The sequence below is a fragment of the Jatrophihabitans sp. genome, assembly GCF_051960575.1.
Taxonomy (GTDB): Bacteria; Actinomycetota; Actinomycetes; order Mycobacteriales; family Jatrophihabitantaceae; genus JBQCEE01.
Genome location: NZ_JBQCEE010000223.1, coordinates 1 through 16,087 on the forward strand (window position 1 = coordinate 1; position 16,087 = coordinate 16,087).

The following is a 16,087-nucleotide window of genomic DNA, read 5'->3' on the forward strand; positions in this document are numbered from 1 at the left end:
CACGGAACCGCCGCGCGAACGTGCGCGTGCTCATCGAGCAGCGAGCGGCAAGGTCGTCGATCGAGTACTCCTCGTCGAGTGCCGCGGCGAGTTCGTCCAGCAGCGGGGCGAGCGTCTCGGCCTGGCGGAACCGCACCGGCGTCTCGACGAACTGCGCCTGCCCACCGTCACGGTGCGGCGGCATGACCATCCGGCGGGCCACCCGACGCGCGATCTCCTCGCCGTGGTCGGCGCGGATGAGGTGCAGGCACAGGTCGAGCCCGGCGGCCGTCCCCGCCGACGTCAGCACCGGGCCGTCGCACACGAACAGCACGTTGGGGTTGACCCGTGCGCACGGGAAGCGCGCCGCCAGTTCGTCCGCGTGACGCCAATGGGTCGTGCACTCGCGGTCGTCGAGCAGGCCGGCCTCGCCGAGCGCGAACGCGCCGCTGCAGACACTCATGACGCGGGCGCCGCGGGCGACCGTGTCGCGCAGCAGCTGGAGGGCGTCGTCCTCGCTGCATCCCAGGGCCGTACGGGCGGGGACAACGACGAGGTCGGCGTCGGCGGCGTGGTCGAGGCCGTACTGGGTGGTGATCGTGTACCCGCCCGACGTCGGCACCGTCGGCTCGGGCGACACGACCGCGCACTCGTAGTTCGGCACACCGTCGTCCGACCGGTCGATGCCGAACCCCTCCCAGGCCACGCCGAGCTCGAACGGGGCGACGCCCGGCAACGCCATGATCGCGACCTTGCGGATCGGCGGGAACGCGGGCACGGAGCGGAGACGAGGAGCCACGCGACGAGGCTGCCACAGCACTTGGCGTGAAATCAACGGTCCTCGACAAAAAGTCAGTCGCGGCGGGATGTCGACGGGTGGACAGTCTGTGCCATGAGTCCTCTCCTCTTCCTCGGCGTCCTGCTCCTCCTCGGTCTGCTGCCGGCCTTCGGCATCGGCGCCGACACCCGTGACCGCCGCTTCACGGTGGGCAGCATGCTCGATCACGCGACGAGACGATCCGGCCGCCCGCGATAATGGGCGCGCACCAGACTGGCAGCGGGCCCCCGTAGCTCAGTGGACAGAGCATCCGCCTTCTAAGCGGTTGGTCGCAGGTTCGATCCCTGCCGGGGGCGCAACTCCTGTATTCACTGGCCTATATGGGGTTGGCCGAGCTTGACGAGCATGGCACTGAGGTCAGCGACAAGGTAACTTTCGCTGATGACCTCTTCCGAGTGGCCGTCGTTCGAGCGTGACTTCTTGGCCTTCCTGCGCTCGCGGAACCTGTCAACCTCGACGCAGCGGATCTACACCGCCGCCGTGCGCGAGCTGGCCGTCTATCTGACGAGCCGCCCGGAGAACCCGTGCCTGTCCCCCGCTGACGTAACGCGCCGCGACGTCGAGGCCTTCGTGCGGCACCGGCTCGACAGGGTCAAGCCGGCGACAGTGTCGGCCGACTTCCGCGCGCTGCAGCAGTTCTTCAAGTGGTTGCTCCGCGAGGAGGAGATCGAACGCAACCCGATGGACGGCGCGCTGCCGCCCATCGTCCCCGAGCAGCCCGTGCCGGTGCTCACCGTCGAGCAGATCCGGGCGCTGCTCGAGACCTGCAAAGGCAACAGCCTGGTCGAACGGCGCGACAACGCGATCATCCGGCTGCTCGCCGACACCGGCGGGCGGCTCGGCGAGATCGCTGCGCTCACGGTGGACGACGTGGACTTCGACGCGGGTGTGTGTCACGTCGTCGGAAAGGGGCGACGCGGACGGGCGCTGCCGTTCGGCCAAACCACCGCCCTCGCGCTCGGCCGCTACCTGCGCTCGCGGGCGAAGGACCGGCAAGCGCACCTGCCCGGCCTCTGGCTCGGCGAGAAGGGGAAGGGCGCGATGCTGTCGAACGGGATCTCGCAGATGCTTCGACGCCGCGGCGCCGCCGTCGGGATCGAAGGGCTGCACGCGCACCAGTTCCGGCACACCGCAGCACACTCCTGGCTCTCTGCCGGCGGCGGCGAGACCGACCTCATGCGGATCATGGGCTGGAAGTCACCGCAGATGTTGCGCCGCTACGGCGCCAGTAAGGCAGACGAACGCGCCCGCGACGCCCATCGACGCCTCGCACTCGGCGACCGGCTCTGATGGATCGGGCACGCGAGGACAAGATCCGCGGCTTGACGGAGGACGACTGGTGGGTCCTGGCTATGGACACCTCCGACCTTGAGGCGTCCGATCTCGCCTACCGCCTTCTGTCCGCGAGAGACGTGGCCCGAAACCGAGCCAAAGCAGCAGCGTTCCAAAGCCGAATCGACGCCCTGACCACTGCGCAGCGGCGCCACCGTGTCGACCTCTTCATCCGCTGCGACCTCAACTGCCTACTTGTCGAGATCTTCCTCGAAAAGCTCGCCGAGGGCGGCCAATGGGTGTTCCTATCGGCCCACACACGTCGCGGCGCCAAGATGTACTACGCGAACGGCGGAGCTGCCAACGACGCGTACGACGCCGACATGTGGGCTCCCATCGCCTGCCGGCACGGGTCGGGGCGCTATGTCCTTGCGGACGCTCTCGAGCTTGTCTGGCTCAGCGACCTTGAACATGGCAGCTCCCTCCGCCTCTCGGACACCGTTACTGTCACGACGGCGTCGTCAGAGGGCCCGCGGTCGCACGAGCTGCCGGTCCTCGGCGCGCCCTACGGGAGATGGAACCCGCGGTAGGCGACGGCACCTCTATGCTGTCGACAACAGAACAGCCCCGACTGCCATAGGCGTGGACACGGCCACCTGGTGGCGACCGCCGCAGTCCTTCGGGATGGGAACCCGAGTGACGACCCTGAAGGGGCCGGTTACTCGCCATGCCCGCACGAAGTCCCGAAGATCGCGCGCTCATCGCCCGTATCGCGAACACCACGCGCCTGGCGAAGACACCTGACCGCGCCGTTCTGACCCAGAAGGCCCGCGCCGAACGGCGCGCGCAATTCGAGCGCCAAGCACTCGCCGACAATCCGGGGTTGACCGGCGACGCCCTCGCACGCGCCGTGGACGACTACCAGCGGGCGCACATGCTGCGGATGACGCTGAAGGCCAAGCAGGCGCGCATGCGCATCAAGGAGGCGACCGCGCAGGCCGCAGCGGCCGAGTCAGAGCTTGAGGCGTTCGGCGGTACGGCGTCATGACCGGCATCGGCGAGCGGGGCCGCCCCACCACGTCGGGTGACCTGCTCGCTCTGCTGAACGGTGCCCCGCCCGATGCCTTGCCATGGCTCGGCATCGCCTACGCCGCAGGACTCGCGGACGGTCGTACCAGCGTCTATGCGGATCTTGAGGCAGCGGGCCGGTCCGGTGCCGCCACCGCCGCTCGAACGGTCTGGCGGCAGCGGCCGTGGGACGAGATCCGCGCGACCCACGAGGTCGACCACAAGCCGTGTCAGCGCCGCTGCGGCTCCTGCTCGAGGTGCGTTCACGCCGCCGCCTGGAAGGCGCGCGGCGGTCGGCCGTACCTGCCAGCGGGCGCGGTCCTCGGAGCCGACCATGCCTAACCGGAATCAGAACAAGGGCAAGGTCGCCGAGCGGGAGGTCGCGGCGCTCCTGCAGGACATGCTCGGCCTGCCGGTGCGCAGGAAGCTCGGTGCCGGCCGGCTCGACGATGTCGGCGACCTGGACGGAGTCCCGGACACGGTCATCCAGGTTGCCAACTGGGCCGACGCGCTCCGGGCGGTGCGCGAGAAGCCCCTCGAGGCCGAGCAGCAGCGCGAAAACGCCGGCGCCAGCTTCGTAAGCAGTTTTGTCCGACTCCGGGGCGGGACCTGGCGTGTCGTCATGACTCCCCAACAGTGGGCCACGTTGATGCTCCAGGTGCTTGCATGACCGCGGGTCGTGTGCGGATCGAGGTGGCCGAAGGGGCCGCCTTCGTCGCTGGCCCCGGAGGCATCGTCAAAGCCGCTTTGAAGGCGGCACGGTCGAGCCGACGATGGGACCCTGACCGACGGCGCTGGCGGATCCCAGTGGCGAAGGTTGACGACGTGGTCTTCATGATCAAGCGGTTGGGCGGCGACGTCGATCTCGAGTTGGTGGTCCGATGACCACGCTCCCGGTGGCTGTAGATCAACCGCCGTCGTGGCGCCCGGTCGATATGGCGGCTGTGCTTGCCAGCACGGAGCCGCTTGTCGTGCCCACGCTCTTCCCCCGGGACGACGGCGTCTTTTTGATCTATCCAGGTCTCGTCCACTCGTTTCACGGGGAAAGTGAGTCGGGCAAGTCGTTACTGCTTCAGTGGGAATGCGCGCGCCTGTTGAGATCTGGCGCCAAAGTCTTGTATCTGGACTTCGAGTCGGACGCCCATTCGCTTCGCGACCGCCTGCTCGTACTCGGCGCTACGCCGTCCCAGATCCTGGACGGTTTCACGTATGTGCGCCCCGACGCTGACCCCCGCTCTGAGGGCGAGCGCGCGGCATTCGAGGCTCTCTGCCGTGGGTGCTACAACCTGATCGTCATCGACGGCGTGACCGACGCGCTGGGCATCTACGGCTACAGCACCAAGGACAACGACGAAGTGTCGGCCTGGATGCGGGATCTGCCGCGCCGGCTCGCTGCAAGCACCGGCGCTGCGGTCGCCCTCGTCGATCACGTCACGAAGGACGTGGAAGGACGCGGCAGGCATGCCATCGGCGCGCAGGCCAAGATGGCGAGTCTCACGGGCGCCGCTTTCCTTGTGGAGGTGAAGGACCCCATCGGCATCGGCATGGTCGGCGCGCTCGAGCTCTGGATTGGGAAGGACCGGCCCGGTCAGATCCGACAGCACTGCGGCCGTACCCGGGGACGGATGCAACTCGCCGCCACGGTCCAGGTCGATGGCCGGGGGGTGACGACGACGATCCTCGTTCTCGCGTCAGGCCGCCGCGAGGACCAAGATCGACCCGTTAGTGCGATGGAGACGCTGAAGGTGCGAGTTTCCCGCGCCGTCGAGGAGTCGGCCGAACCGCTGACGAAGACAGCGATCAAGAACCGCGTCGCCGGCCGCACCCAGGAGGTTCTCACCGCGGTCGACGAATTGGTCGCCTCGGGGCACTTGACCCGTGTGCAGGCTGGGTCGGCCCAGCTCCACTCGTCGCGGCACCCCTTTCAGCCTGGAGACGCAAACTGCGATCTCAAGCTTGCGGATCAGCTGGTGACAGTGAATCCCGCGGTCGCAATCGTTGCGACGCCAGAGCCGGAAACGGTGACCGAGGCCGAGACCGGTTCCGCTGGTTCCGGTTCCCTATAGCGGGGACCCGGGAACCAGCCGTTTCCCGGTTCCGGGAACGAGGCGGAAACGGCGGGAAACGGTGCCTCACAGGCGGGAGCGTCGGCTTGGAGAACAGGACGAAGGTGACAGGCCGTCAGCTCCTGCGGTGCTGGCTCGGTTACGGATGGCCCTTAAGGCACTTGCTCCTACGTCGCCCGGCTCAGCCGCGGTCGAAGGATGGCGCCTCAAGAAGGACGGCGACGGGAGAGTGGTAGGTATTTCTCGTACTTTGCTGGCAAACCCGTGCTGCGCGCTCGCTTCGACGAGCCGCCGGCCGGATGAATTTCCTTCGGCAGTCCGAGACAGGTGGGGTCAGGCAACGCCAGTCGAGGCCCCGGCGCGGACCTTGTCCAGGGCGACGATGAGGGCGTCGATGTCGGCTCCACTGAACAGGCTCTCTGGCCCGGCCGGGGCCAGCTCCGTGAACGGGGACTCGTAGAGGCGGCCGGCGTCCATGACGCCGTTCTGGGTCAGGTACTCAACGACGAGATCGAGGAAGTGGAGCTGGTTCGCGGTGAGGGTGCGGCCGGCGATGAGCCCGGCCAGCGCGTCCGCAGCGGCGTCGCGGTCAAGACCGACCAGGCCGCGGATGAACAGGCCAAGGCCCTGGGCCTGCTCGACGGCCTGGGCCATCTCGTCCCGGGTGCCGGCGCCGGACTCGGCGAGGATCCGTTCCAATTCGGCAAGGTCGTCGGCGGTGAGGGGCCGGTTGCGCCGCAGCTTCTGCAGGGCGACGTGGTCGAGGTGCCCAGTGAGGTAGACCCGGATCTTGTCGGTGAAGCGATGGACGTCGATGACGGCTGCGTGGCGCAACTCGACGGTCTCCGCCGTGCCGAGGGTGTCGGCGAAGTCCGTGTACACGATCTTGCGCTTGCCTTTCGGGACCAACGCCACGAGCGACCGGATCCGGCGCCGGGTCAGCTCGAGCAGGGGGACGGTGACGTCGACCCACCACTCCTCCCCGGCGAGGGCGTCGAGCAGCTCCAGCTGGGCCGCGACGGCAGGGATGTTCGCCAGGTCCAGCAGGGCGGTGGCGATGCCCTGCACCTGGCCGCGGAGCCGGTCGAAGCCGGTCTCCTGCCCGAGTACGCCCAGCTGCAGGCGCAGCAGCATCAGGTCGAAGCGCTTCGCTGCCTCGTCGGGGTCCTGGATTCCGGTGGGGAGGCCGGATAGGTGCTCGGCCACCTCGTCCGCGCCGGCACGATCCAGGGCCGCCCAGGCGTCGGCCTCGCCGTACTTCTCGACCCACCGGCGCTGGGGGCGGACGACGAAGTTGTCCAGCGTCATTCCGGCGACCGCGGTGTGCAGCGTCGAGGCCAGGGAGGCCTTCAGCCCGGCCACGCCAGCGGTGGCGTCCTCGGCCGGGTCTACCGTCCCGGGGAGGGCGGCGAGGAGTTCGGCGCGGGCCTTGAAGATGCGCTGCGCGAGCGGCTCCGCGACCGTGCCCTCGGCGCCGGGGAGGTCTTGGTTGAAGAACTCGAGGTTGCCGCAGAAGTCGAAGACCCGGAAGTCGGCCTTGTGCTCGCCGGGGCCGTACAGGTCGGGGCACAGGCGAGTGCCGCGGCCGAGCATCTGCCAGAACTTGGCCTTCGATCTGACCGGCTTGAAGTAGACGAGGTTCACGACTTCGGGGACGTCGATGCCGGTGTCCAGCATGTCCACGCTGATCGCGATGTGCGGGGCCTTGTGCTTGATCGAGAAGTCGTCGATCAGCGATTGGGCGTACTCGGTCTTATGCGTGATCACCCGGGCGAACCGGCCGCCGTAGTGCGGGTAGTTCAAATCGAACCGTTCGCGGATGAACTCGGCGTGGGCGTTGTTGACCGCGAAGATGATCGTCTTCCCGAGCCGGTCACCCCCGGCGACTCGGTGCCCCTCGGCCATCAGGTAGCCGAGCATCTTGTCGACGGTGTCAGCGTTGAACAGCCACCTGTTCAGCGACGCCGCGTCGACCTGGTCGGGGACGGTGCCGTCTTCGTCCCACTCAGCGGCGTCCCACGCGGCTTTCTCCTCCTCGCTGAGGTTGTCGTAGCGGATCCCGCGCTGCATGAAGTCGGTCGTGACCGACACGGCCTTCGGTGGGACGAGGTAGCCCTCGGCGACGGCCTCGCTCAGCCCGTAGGAATCGGTCGGGACGCCGTCTTCGAGGTGGAACAGGCGGTAGGTGTTGCGGTCGATCTCGTCCTTTGGGGTCGCGGTCAACCCGACGAGCGGGGCGTCGAACCAGTCGAAGATGGCACCGTACTTCGCGTACACCGAACGGTGCGCCTCGTCGATCACGATCAGGTCGAAGAACCCCGCCCCGAACCTGTTGCCCTCGGAGCCGTCGCCGGTGTTGATCAGCCCCATCATCGTCGGGTACGTCGACACGTACACCCGCCCGTCGACGTCCTTCTCCGTCACCAGGTTCACCGTCGTCGAGGCCGGCAGGTGGGTCTTGAAGGCGTTCACGGCCTGCTTAACGAGCGCGACGCGGTCGGCAAGGAACAGGACCCGCTTGACCCAGTTCGCCCGCTGCAACAGGTCAACCAGCGCCACGACGGTGCGGGTTTTTCCCGCCCCGGTCGCCATCACCAGCAGGGCGTCCCGCTGGTGAGCCTCGAACGCCTCCCCGATGCGGCGGATCGCCCGATGCTGGTAGTGCCGCTCGGCGATCCCGTCGTTGATCGGCAGCCCCCCAAGGTGCTTGCGTGTGGTGCGGCGCTGGACCGCCAGCTCCAGCTCGGCCTTGGTGTAGAAGCCGGACACCGGCCGGGGCGGGTACCCGTCGGCACCGAAGGCGCGGTCGTCCCAGATCCAGTGCTCGTAGCCGTTGCTGCAGAAGATCACGGGGCGCTGCCCGAACATCCCCTCGAGGCAGTCGGCGTACAGCTCTGCCTGCCGCTCCCCGACCTTCGCGTCCCGCCGGGTCCGCTTCGCCTCCACCAGCCCCAGCGGCCTGCCGTCATCACCCCACAGCACGTAGTCGACAAAGCCCTTGCCCTGGTTGTTGGGCATGCCGGTGACCTCGAACTCGCGGTCCTCCCGTCGGTCCAGCGCCCAGCCGGCCTCCTTCAGCAGCAGGTCGATGAACAGGTCCCGCGTCTCGGCCTCGTTGTAGTCGTGCTCGTCCGGGCGGGCGTCGTTGACGGCCTTCGCCGCCGCCACTTCGGCACGCAGCGCCTCAAGCTCGGCCTCGAGGGACACGTTGGCGTCCCGCAGCCGTGCCGCCTCCGCGTCGACCTGCTCGAACCGGCGCTGCTGCTCGACCAGCTCCGCCTGCCGCTGCGCCCGCACCTGCGCGCTGACCGGCTTCGGCACCGCCGTCGCGTCGAAGGCCGTCCCGTCGGCGGGGATGTTCGCTGGGTCGCGGGAGTAATGCCTGGCCAGCCAGAACAGCACTTGCCACAACTGCCCCAACGTCGCCACTGATTCGTTGGGGCTGATCGGGGTGTTCCTGTGGACCGCGTCATTGCCCCGGCGCCGCACCAGATCGGCCTTGGTCTGAATGTCGTTGCCCACCAGCGACCGGAACGACGGCTCCCAGATCCGTGCAGACAGGTCATCTCGGTACGGGCGTACCAGGGTCGAGTCGGCGTCGTACAGCCAGCTCAGCGCAAGCTCCAAGCACCGGCGGGCATAAAAGCATGCCGCCCGAGGGTCGCCCGCAGCCAGTTGCTCAGCCCGCGCGGCGGGGTCGTACAGCTGCGGCCACTCCGTACGCAGGAAGGCGAAGTTACTCACGAGCGAGTCCTCTCGGCCTGATCCTCATGTCGTATCAAAGCAGGCCAGCAAAGGCCCGATGCTGTAGAGCGGCAAAGAGCTCAGCGGCTCCCTCCGCCTGCGATTGCGCAATGGCCCGAAGTCGCTGCGACCGCTCGTACCGCTCGCGGAAGAGGAGCTGTAGTTCAAGTGGTGGCACGGGAATTTCAATTCGCATGAACCCCGACTTGTTCAAGATGGGTAGCGTCGTCGAGGTTCCAAGTCGCGCGATCATGTCGCGACGGAGCTTCATACTCATAAGACCGTAAATGTCATCTACGTCCGGCGACCATTCGACGGCGTTTATCTGTTGGTTGAAAGCGCTTCGGGAGGCCGCCATTCCGACCTTGCCTATCGTCGCGCCGATGCAGCAGACCAAGGTGGCGCCTCGACGCACGGTTCCGACCAAGTCGGCAGCCTCATCGCTCACGACCCGCGCCGGATGCTTCGCAGTCCCGAGATCGCCTGGCGTTACGAACGGAATGTTGCCTTCGAAAGCACCAGCCATCGCCGAGGGCGGTGTCTTTCCAGTCCGAACGACCCCAAGGCTGACCAACGGTGAGGACGGGTAGCCGCGGGAATTTGAGCGGACGTCGCCGAACATGTCGAGGAAGATCGACTGGGTGTGGTCGTCGAGGAGGGCGAGGGACTGGCGGCGCTTGGCGCGGAGGGCGTCGGCTCGGTCGAGGATGTCCGCGATCCGCCGCTGTTCATGCAGTGGCGGCAACGGGACCTCGACTCGCACGATGTTTTGTCGCGTGATCTGCGGTTGCGAACTTCCCGTGATGACGTCACGGAAGCCGCGCTTTCGGAGCCAGAATGCGAGGTATCTAATGTCAACCCGAGGATCAAGCTGATCCAGGGCCATTGCGTTCCCGTTCGCATAAATCTGCCCCGGTGGTGTTACGTGAACTGATCCACACGTACCGCGACAGCCCACCAGAATGACGGGCTCCGAGTGAGTGAAAGACCTGGAATGACCGATTGGGCCGTTAGCGCCGTAGACGGGGAAGCCCTCATTAGACATGGATGACGCCGCGAGAATTGGCCACTGTTTAGGTCTGGCGAGCTCGCCCAGAGTTGCCATCGGCCAAGCTGTCACAGCATCGCCTTAAGTTCGGCCAGCCCCTGCGTGATGTCGGCTTCAAGCTTCTCTAACTCCGCGATGATTTCCAGCGGGTTCCGGTGCTCAGCTTGCTCGTGGATCGCTTCCTTGTAGCGGTTGAGGGATAGGTCGTAGTCCTGGGCCGCGATGTCGGCCTTAGGGACGCAGAAGGACTGTTCGGTGCGGTCGCGGTCGCGTTCGGCTCCGTCGCGGTCCTTCCATCGAGTGAGGGCGTCGGGAAGGTCGTTGGCCTCGACAGGGTTGCGCTTGTCGTCGAGGGAGTACCCGTCGGCGCGGACGTCGTAGAACCAGACCTGGTCGGTGCCGCCGACGCCGGTCTTGGTGAATAGCAATATCGCGGTCGAGACCCCAGCGTAGGGACGGAACACGCCGGAGGGGAGCTTGACGACGCCTTGGAGCTGGTGGTCTTCAACCAGCGACTTCCGCAGCTGTCTGTGGGCCATCGAGGAGCCAAACAGCACTCCGTCGGGGACGATGACCGCTGCTCGTCCGCCGGTGCGGAGCAGGCGCAGGAACAGGGCGAGGAACAGCAGTTCGGTCTTCCTGGTCTTCACGACCTGTTGGAGGTCCTTCGCGGTGCCTTCGTAGTCGAGGGAGCCGGCGAACGGTGGGTTGGCCAGGACGAGGGTTGCGACGTCGGCGGCATCGGCAGCGCCTTCGGACAGGGAGTCGCGGTAGGTGATGTCGGGGTCTTCCACGCCGTGCATGAGCATGTTCATGGAGCCGATACGGAGCATGGTGTTGTCGAAGTCGTATCCGTGGAACATCGAGTTGTGGAAGTGCTTGCGGCTGACCTCGTCGAGAAGCAGGTTTGGGTGCTCCCGGCGGAGGTACTCGGCGGCGGCGACGAGGAACCCGGCGGTGCCGCAGGCCGGGTCGATGATCTCGTCCGACGGTGTCGGGGCGGTCATGTCGACCATGAGCTGGATGATGTGCCTCGGGGTGCGGAACTGGCCGTTCGTACCGGCAGAGGCGATCTTGCCGAGCATGTACTCGTAGAGGTCGCCGTTGGTGTCGCGGTCGCTCATCGGGATGTCCCCGACGAGGTCGACGACCCGGTCGAGCAGCGCCGGCGTGGGGATGACGAAGGTGGCGTCCTTCATGTGGGAGGCGTAGGTCGATCCGTCGCCGCCGAGCTCGCGCAGGAAGGGGAACACCTGGGTTGAGACGACCTCGAACATGGCTGCGGGTTCCATGTTGGAGAAGTTCTTCCACCGGCGAGGGTCGGTCGGGCCGTCGGGGAAGATCACCCGCTCGACGGGCTTCCCGGTGCGGTTGGCCTTGTTCTCAGCCAGCGTCTGCAACTCGTCGAGGCGGCGCAGGAACAGCAGGTACGTGAACTGCTCGACGACCTGGAGTGGGTTCGAGACCCCGCCGGACCAGAAGGCGTCCCACACTCGGTCGACCTTGCCGCGCAACTCTCCGGTGATCACGCGGTGGAACCTATCTCTCCGTACCGGTAGGTGCCGACCCCATCCTCGGTGTTGCGCCGATGGATCGTGTGCGGATCCCGCGCGAGCAACTTGCATTGGCTGTAGGTCCTTTAGGCCCTCGGGCGGCGCGTTGCGAGGCCATCAAATGACGAGAAGACCCCTACCGGCCCCCGAAGGGGCCGGTAGGGGTCTCGTGTTACTCGCAAGTGCGGGGAGTCGAATCGCTGCTCTTCAAGTAGCGGTACACGGTGGTCACGCTGGAGCCGACCGCGCGGGCGATCTGGTCGACGGTCACCTGTCCGGTGTCGTAGAGCTGCTGGGCCTCGCGCTGCTGCTCCGGGGTGTAGCTGCGGCGGCGACCGCCGACACGGCCCCGGGCCCGGGCAGCGGCCAGGCCGGAGTGAGTGCGCTCGATGAGCAGGTCCCGTTCCATCGCCGCGACGGCCCCAACGATGGTGAAGATCAGCCGCCCGGCTGCGGTCCTGGTGTCGACCCCGAGGTTCAGGATCTTCAGCCCCACCTGCCGGTCGTCGAGGTCGTCAAGGAGCCGGCCGAGGTCGCCGGTGTTGCGGCCCAGCCGGGACAGCTCGGTGACGACGAGGCTGTCGCCTGCGCGGAGGTGTCCGAGGCAAGCCTCCCACTCGGGCCGGTGGGCGCCTCGCTTGCCGGATGCGGTCTCGGCGAAGATGCGGGTGCAGCCGGCGGCCTTCAGGTCATCGAGCTGGCGGTCGAGGGACTGCTCCGGGGTGCTGACCCGGGCGTAGCCGATGTCGGCCATGGTGATGCTCCTTTCGATGGCCATGCCCGGATCCGGGCGTGGCGGAGTCCCGCAGCCGGAACCGATTGCGGGTGGTTAATTGCGGGAGGGGTTGCGGGAGGCCAGCAGGGCTCAGAACCACCAGGCGGCGGCCATCCCTATGGGCGGTGTGCGCCTGCCGCATAACGTTGGTTTACGGCAGTCCGCGAAGGTGCCAACCGGGGCCGTACTGCGCTCGGCCCTATGAAGGACAGCCTCAGCCGGGAGGCGATGGACAGGCCTCTCGCCAGTCCGAGTTGCCGCGCCCGAAGCAGGGGGCCGGGCGCCAGGGAGTTCTATACGAGGAGACTCAATCCGCGCGTAGAAGGCGAGATAGGTAGCTGCTGTCACGCAGCTCGGGCTGGCGACCGGCATGCGCTTCAGGCAGCGCATGAGGCGGTCGGCGCCAACTGCTTATCTTCGGAGGACTGCCGTGGGTGGTCCCGACCTCGTAGATCAAGCCATCCTCGCCAAGCCACATGTGATCGTATTGGGTCTGCGGGTGATACGAGTCAGCGTCTAAGGTGTACGAGGTACTCCCGAGGTACCAACCCCGCAGTCCCGGCTTGACCTGTACGTCGCCTCTGCGCTGCTGCAGCACGGCGGATATGCGCCGAGCCAGCGATTCGGTGTCATCGCGCCGCTGGGACGCGTCGGCTTCGCGCAGCTGGCGAGCAATGTCACGTAGTGCGGGGATCTTGTTGTGCAGACAGTCATCGCATTGTGGATTCCCGCCGGAAGCGAGCCACCGCTTAAGTGCCTCGGAGCGAAGTTCAAAGTGAAGATCGCCGAGCGCGGCCCAGGGGTCCTGCCGTATCAGGTCGGAGGTAGGCCAACCGCCAGCGGATAGGGCGCGATTCTGCGTGAAGTGCAGTCCGCACAGATTACGGGAGCACCCGGCCATGCACTGAGCCACCGCGGGATACCCGCAGGCAGATGCGTCGCACACAAGCAGCATGGTAGGGGGCCGGCCTCCGACCGCGGACCTGGCGCAGCTTGCGAAGCGATCCGTGGCCCGGCGAGGTTGGAGCTTGCACTCGAGCGGCGGACCTCCTGACAGGACAGAGAGCTCTGATCCGACTGCTCAGTTCCACACTGCGCTCGCCGACATGAACGGCGAGATCAGCGCACGAGCGTAAGGAGCTTGCTGACGAGGTGCGCAGTCCGGCTGGTCAGCGAAGCATGTGGAGTTGGAGTAATTGATGGCTCAGCCTCACGGGCGCCGGGTATCACCGGTCCTGTTCGCAACAGCGCTCATTTGCGCCGGAGCGTCGGCGTGTTCGTCAGGACAGACCGACGCTGCACACGTCGTTCGGAGTGACGTTCGCACGTCGACTTCTTCGGTAGCCATCCCTACGAGCGCTCCGTCGACGCCGGCCTCGTCGGCGGCGACCACCCCGAGTGTCTTGGGCCAGACCTCCGCCGCAGTGCCTTCCGCATCGCCCAAGCGTCCGCGTCGCAAGCCGACGCCGACGACGACCGTGACCGTCACGGTCACCCCGACGCCTGCGAGGTCGCCGCAGGCCAACCCGACGCGGGTCCGACCGTCCGAAGACACTTCAGCGGGTCCCCACCTGGTCCGCGGCTACATGCCGAACAAGCCCCACTCGTGCCGTAGCGACATCGCGCCCTACAACGTCGTGCTCCACGTTTTCGGGCCACACGCCCACGACAGGTGGGGCGTCGACAACTACTCGTCCGGCACCTACCGCTGGATGAACGAGATCGTCTCCAGTCGACCAATTCCTGGGGGGATGGAGTATGTGCTGGCGACCGATGTCGAGCTCGACCCGCCGGACTACGCCCCGAAAGAGATCTACGGCGATCACGTCAGCGACGCAGACACGCAGGACATCGGCCAGGGCTACCAGCTCGCATTCGAGCAGGGCCCAATGTTGGCGACGACCAAGTACTGCCTGGCGTAGCCCTCGCGCAACGAATCGGCGCGAGGCGTGCCCTGCCTCCGGGGCCAACCCCGGAGGCAGGGCCTCAGGGAACTATGCGGTATCAGCCCCGAGCAGGCGGGAGAGGAGGCCGAGCGTTGCACGGTCTGCCCTGGATGTTGAACCGTCGATGACGCGGACCATGGCGCGGTCCTGCCTCGTCGTGCCCCTGACTGCGGCGAGGTGCTGGTTGTAGGTGTTCGTCGCCTGCAGGACGCCGTAAGCCGTGCCTCGCCAAGGGGCGACCCTCCCGTCGTAGTACCAGAGTTCAAGCAGAGCCTTGCGTTTGGCGATGGCAAGGGTGCGGCTTCTTCCCTCCTTTTGCGGGATCGGTGTGTGGGCGTCGAGGAAGGCGTGCCACTGTGCCTCGGCGACGGCGGTTTCGACGAGCCTGTCGACTTCGGCGGCGAACTTGGCGCCGGAGTCGAACACGATCTGCAGGGCGTCCCGTGCGGTCGCGACTTTGAGGTTGCTGTTGCGGGTGTGCCGGACGCGGATCTCAGCCCCGTTCTCGCCGCGTGCGATGGCGAGGGTGTTGTCGCACACGACGACGGTCTGGACCCGCTTGTACGTCGAGGCGACGGAGCCGTCGTGCGACGTGCAGGCCAGCAAGTGGGGTCGGAACTCGACGCCCGTTCCGGTGGCAAAGTTCTCCGCCGTCTCGAGCTGGACCCAGGCGACCCGGCCGCCGCCGAGTAGGCCGGCGGAGCCGATCTGGAGACCTTCGTCGAGCAGAAGGGCGAGATGGTCCAGCAGCCACTGCCGGTACTGGTGCATCGCGTAGCCGGTGCCGGCTATGCCGAGGATCGTGTTCGTGTCGGGGCGGACGATGGCCTTCCGGGTTGGGTCTGGGATGACGTTGACGCCGCGGTCGTCGACGAGGACGGCTTGGACGTCGGCGGTGACGGCGTCCCAATGGAAGAGGCGGCGGGCGACGTCGGCGACGGGAACGGCGCCGTCGTAATGGTTCGGCTCGGCGCCCTGGAGGTCGGAGCGCCAGTGCCAGGCGGTTCCGCGCTTGCTGGTGAAGCCGATCAGTGTCTGGGTGTTGAGGGTCGTCATGCTCTCGCGTGACATGAGAGTGCCTTTCGTAGATGGGAACGGCCCGCCCCGGGATGTCGGGGCGGGCCGTGGTCGAACCGTCGGGCTACTTGCTGGGTTGCCGCAGCATGGGCATCCGCCGCGGGTCGAGGTGGTGCTCGATGGCCGCCAGCAGGAGATCCGCGGCGCTGTACCCGGGGTCGCTTCCGAGGGCGCGTTCGACCGCGTCCCGGGCGAGGACGCTGCGCCCCGCCCGCCAGCTCGCCCAGGCGAGCAGGAACCACGGGGCGGCGTCGTACGGTGCCGGCGCGCGACGGGCGAGGTCGAGCCAGAGCTGGCAGCCGTCGAGCGTGGCGTCGTCGACGGCGAGCCAGACCGCGTCCCGTACGGCGAAGCTGCGGAGGCCGACGAGCAGGCGGGCAGCCGTGTCGTCGTCAGGCGGGACGTCCGAGCGCGTGGCGCGGAAGACCGCCCGGGTGACGGCTCGGTGGTGCGTCGGCAGCCGGTCGGCGATCATCGCCCGCACCTCGGCGTCCTCGCAGGCCCGGATCGCGGGCAGGAGTTCGTCGCGGTCCTCGAGTGGCCGGTGCCGGCCGAGGTAGTCCTGTCGTGTCGGCTCGGCGGTCAGGCCGGCGTAGATCGCGCTGGCCCTGACCGCAGAGTCGGTGCCGATGGGCGTGGGCGCGCGCGGGCCGGGGGTCGGGGCGGCGCCGGGCAGCGCCCCCCCCCGCCCGGCCCCGCCCACGAGCGGGGCCGGGGTTGG

16 protein-coding genes and 1 tRNA gene are annotated in these 16,087 nt (G+C 67.5%); 10 read left to right on the forward strand and 7 right to left on the reverse strand.

Going from position 1 to position 16,087, the window contains the following annotated elements; translation table 11 throughout:
• The coding region (locus ACTHMS_RS12305) for a GlxA family transcriptional regulator (RefSeq protein WP_440306957.1) at positions 1 to 778 on the reverse strand (778 nt) is incomplete at its 3' end.
• Between the two features lie 93 nt (positions 779 to 871).
• Here ACTHMS_RS12305 and ACTHMS_RS12310 point away from each other — a divergent pair.
• From ACTHMS_RS12310 to ACTHMS_RS12350, 9 genes are all read left to right on the forward strand, one after another.
• Complete coding sequence (locus tag ACTHMS_RS12310; protein WP_440306958.1) at positions 872 to 1,015, forward strand: hypothetical protein; 144 nt, start codon at positions 872 to 874, stop codon at positions 1,013 to 1,015.
• A gap of 25 nt (positions 1,016 to 1,040) precedes the next feature.
• Positions 1,041 to 1,113, forward strand: a tRNA-Arg gene (locus tag ACTHMS_RS12315).
• Positions 1,114 to 1,198: 85 nt separating this feature from the next.
• Complete coding sequence (locus tag ACTHMS_RS12320) at positions 1,199 to 2,107, forward strand: tyrosine-type recombinase/integrase (RefSeq protein WP_440306959.1); 909 nt, start codon at positions 1,199 to 1,201, stop codon at positions 2,105 to 2,107.
• A gap of 32 nt (positions 2,108 to 2,139) precedes the next feature.
• Positions 2,140 to 2,679 carry a hypothetical protein gene (locus ACTHMS_RS12325; protein WP_440306960.1) on the forward strand — a complete coding sequence of 180 codons (540 nt, stop codon included), beginning with the start codon at positions 2,140 to 2,142 and terminating at the stop codon, positions 2,677 to 2,679.
• Between the two features lie 137 nt (positions 2,680 to 2,816).
• Entirely contained in the window at positions 2,817 to 3,137 is a 321-nt protein-coding gene (locus ACTHMS_RS12330) for a hypothetical protein (protein ID WP_440306961.1), read from the forward strand.
• Complete coding sequence (locus ACTHMS_RS12335; protein WP_440306962.1) at positions 3,134 to 3,499, forward strand: hypothetical protein; 366 nt, start codon at positions 3,134 to 3,136, stop codon at positions 3,497 to 3,499. Before ACTHMS_RS12330 ends, ACTHMS_RS12335 begins: the two co-directional genes overlap by 4 nt.
• Positions 3,492 to 3,827 (forward strand): hypothetical protein, encoded by a 336-nt coding sequence (locus ACTHMS_RS12340; RefSeq protein WP_440306963.1) that lies wholly within the window; start codon positions 3,492 to 3,494, stop codon positions 3,825 to 3,827. Before ACTHMS_RS12335 ends, ACTHMS_RS12340 begins: the two co-directional genes overlap by 8 nt.
• Complete coding sequence (locus ACTHMS_RS12345; RefSeq protein WP_440306964.1) at positions 3,824 to 4,042, forward strand: hypothetical protein; 219 nt, start codon at positions 3,824 to 3,826, stop codon at positions 4,040 to 4,042. The genes ACTHMS_RS12340 and ACTHMS_RS12345 overlap by 4 nt, the downstream gene beginning before the upstream one ends.
• The gene (locus tag ACTHMS_RS12350; RefSeq protein WP_440306965.1) at positions 4,039 to 5,223 is read left to right on the forward strand and encodes an AAA family ATPase; all 1,185 of its coding nucleotides are present in this window, start codon (positions 4,039 to 4,041) and stop codon (positions 5,221 to 5,223) included. The genes ACTHMS_RS12345 and ACTHMS_RS12350 overlap by 4 nt, the downstream gene beginning before the upstream one ends.
• A gap of 333 nt (positions 5,224 to 5,556) precedes the next feature.
• Here ACTHMS_RS12350 and ACTHMS_RS12355 read toward each other — a convergent pair whose 3' ends face one another.
• The 4 genes from ACTHMS_RS12355 to ACTHMS_RS12370 all read right to left on the reverse strand — a co-directional run bounded on the left by ACTHMS_RS12355 (position 5,557) and on the right by ACTHMS_RS12370 (position 12,322).
• Entirely contained in the window at positions 5,557 to 8,967 is a 3,411-nt protein-coding gene (locus ACTHMS_RS12355) for a DEAD/DEAH box helicase family protein (protein WP_440306966.1), read from the reverse strand.
• 34 nt (positions 8,968 to 9,001) lie between these two features.
• A complete protein-coding gene (locus ACTHMS_RS12360; protein WP_440306967.1) occupies positions 9,002 to 10,072 on the reverse strand; it encodes a restriction endonuclease subunit S in 1,071 nt (356 codons plus the stop codon).
• Positions 10,073 to 10,083: 11 nt separating this feature from the next.
• Positions 10,084 to 11,544, reverse strand: a complete 1,461-nt coding sequence (locus tag ACTHMS_RS12365) for a type I restriction-modification system subunit M (RefSeq protein ID WP_440306968.1) — start codon at positions 11,542 to 11,544, stop codon at positions 10,084 to 10,086.
• Between the two features lie 196 nt (positions 11,545 to 11,740).
• Positions 11,741 to 12,322, reverse strand: coding sequence for a recombinase family protein (locus tag ACTHMS_RS12370; RefSeq protein ID WP_440306969.1), 582 nt, complete (start codon positions 12,320 to 12,322; stop codon positions 11,741 to 11,743).
• Positions 12,323 to 13,980: 1,658 nt separating this feature from the next.
• On the opposite strand from ACTHMS_RS12370, the gene ACTHMS_RS12375 reads away from it, so the two are divergent.
• The gene (locus ACTHMS_RS12375) at positions 13,981 to 14,265 is read left to right on the forward strand and encodes a hypothetical protein (RefSeq protein ID WP_440306970.1); all 285 of its coding nucleotides are present in this window, start codon (positions 13,981 to 13,983) and stop codon (positions 14,263 to 14,265) included.
• Positions 14,266 to 14,337: 72 nt separating this feature from the next.
• Here the strand turns inward: ACTHMS_RS12375 and ACTHMS_RS12380 are convergent, their stop codons facing one another.
• Together ACTHMS_RS12380 and ACTHMS_RS12385 are read right to left on the reverse strand one after the other, a co-directional pair.
• The gene (locus tag ACTHMS_RS12380) at positions 14,338 to 15,345 is read right to left on the reverse strand and encodes a DUF932 domain-containing protein (RefSeq protein ID WP_440306971.1); all 1,008 of its coding nucleotides are present in this window, start codon (positions 15,343 to 15,345) and stop codon (positions 14,338 to 14,340) included.
• An 85-nt stretch (positions 15,346 to 15,430) separates the two neighbouring features.
• The coding region (locus ACTHMS_RS12385) for a DUF4192 domain-containing protein (RefSeq protein WP_440306972.1) at positions 15,431 to 16,087 on the reverse strand (657 nt) is incomplete at its 5' end.

What these genes read in the sequence shown, in the direction of transcription:
- ACTHMS_RS12345 (WP_440306964.1), top strand. Translation starts at nt 3,824, where the DNA reads ATGACCGCGGGTCGTGTGCGGATCGAGGTGGCCGAAGGGGCCGCCTTC.
- ACTHMS_RS12380 (WP_440306971.1), bottom strand. Translation starts at nt 15,345, where the DNA reads ATGACGACCCTCAACACCCAGACACTGATCGGCTTCACCAGCAAGCGC.
- ACTHMS_RS12370 (WP_440306969.1), bottom strand. Translation starts at nt 12,322, where the DNA reads ATGGCCGACATCGGCTACGCCCGGGTCAGCACCCCGGAGCAGTCCCTC.
- ACTHMS_RS12340 (WP_440306963.1), top strand. Translation starts at nt 3,492, where the DNA reads ATGCCTAACCGGAATCAGAACAAGGGCAAGGTCGCCGAGCGGGAGGTC.
- ACTHMS_RS12310 (WP_440306958.1), top strand. Translation starts at nt 872, where the DNA reads ATGAGTCCTCTCCTCTTCCTCGGCGTCCTGCTCCTCCTCGGTCTGCTG.
- ACTHMS_RS12320 (WP_440306959.1), top strand. Translation starts at nt 1,199, where the DNA reads ATGACCTCTTCCGAGTGGCCGTCGTTCGAGCGTGACTTCTTGGCCTTC.
- ACTHMS_RS12350 (WP_440306965.1), top strand. Translation starts at nt 4,039, where the DNA reads ATGACCACGCTCCCGGTGGCTGTAGATCAACCGCCGTCGTGGCGCCCG.
- ACTHMS_RS12360 (WP_440306967.1), bottom strand. Translation starts at nt 10,072, where the DNA reads ATGGCAACTCTGGGCGAGCTCGCCAGACCTAAACAGTGGCCAATTCTC.
- ACTHMS_RS12330 (WP_440306961.1), top strand. Translation starts at nt 2,817, where the DNA reads ATGCCCGCACGAAGTCCCGAAGATCGCGCGCTCATCGCCCGTATCGCG.
- ACTHMS_RS12335 (WP_440306962.1), top strand. Translation starts at nt 3,134, where the DNA reads ATGACCGGCATCGGCGAGCGGGGCCGCCCCACCACGTCGGGTGACCTG.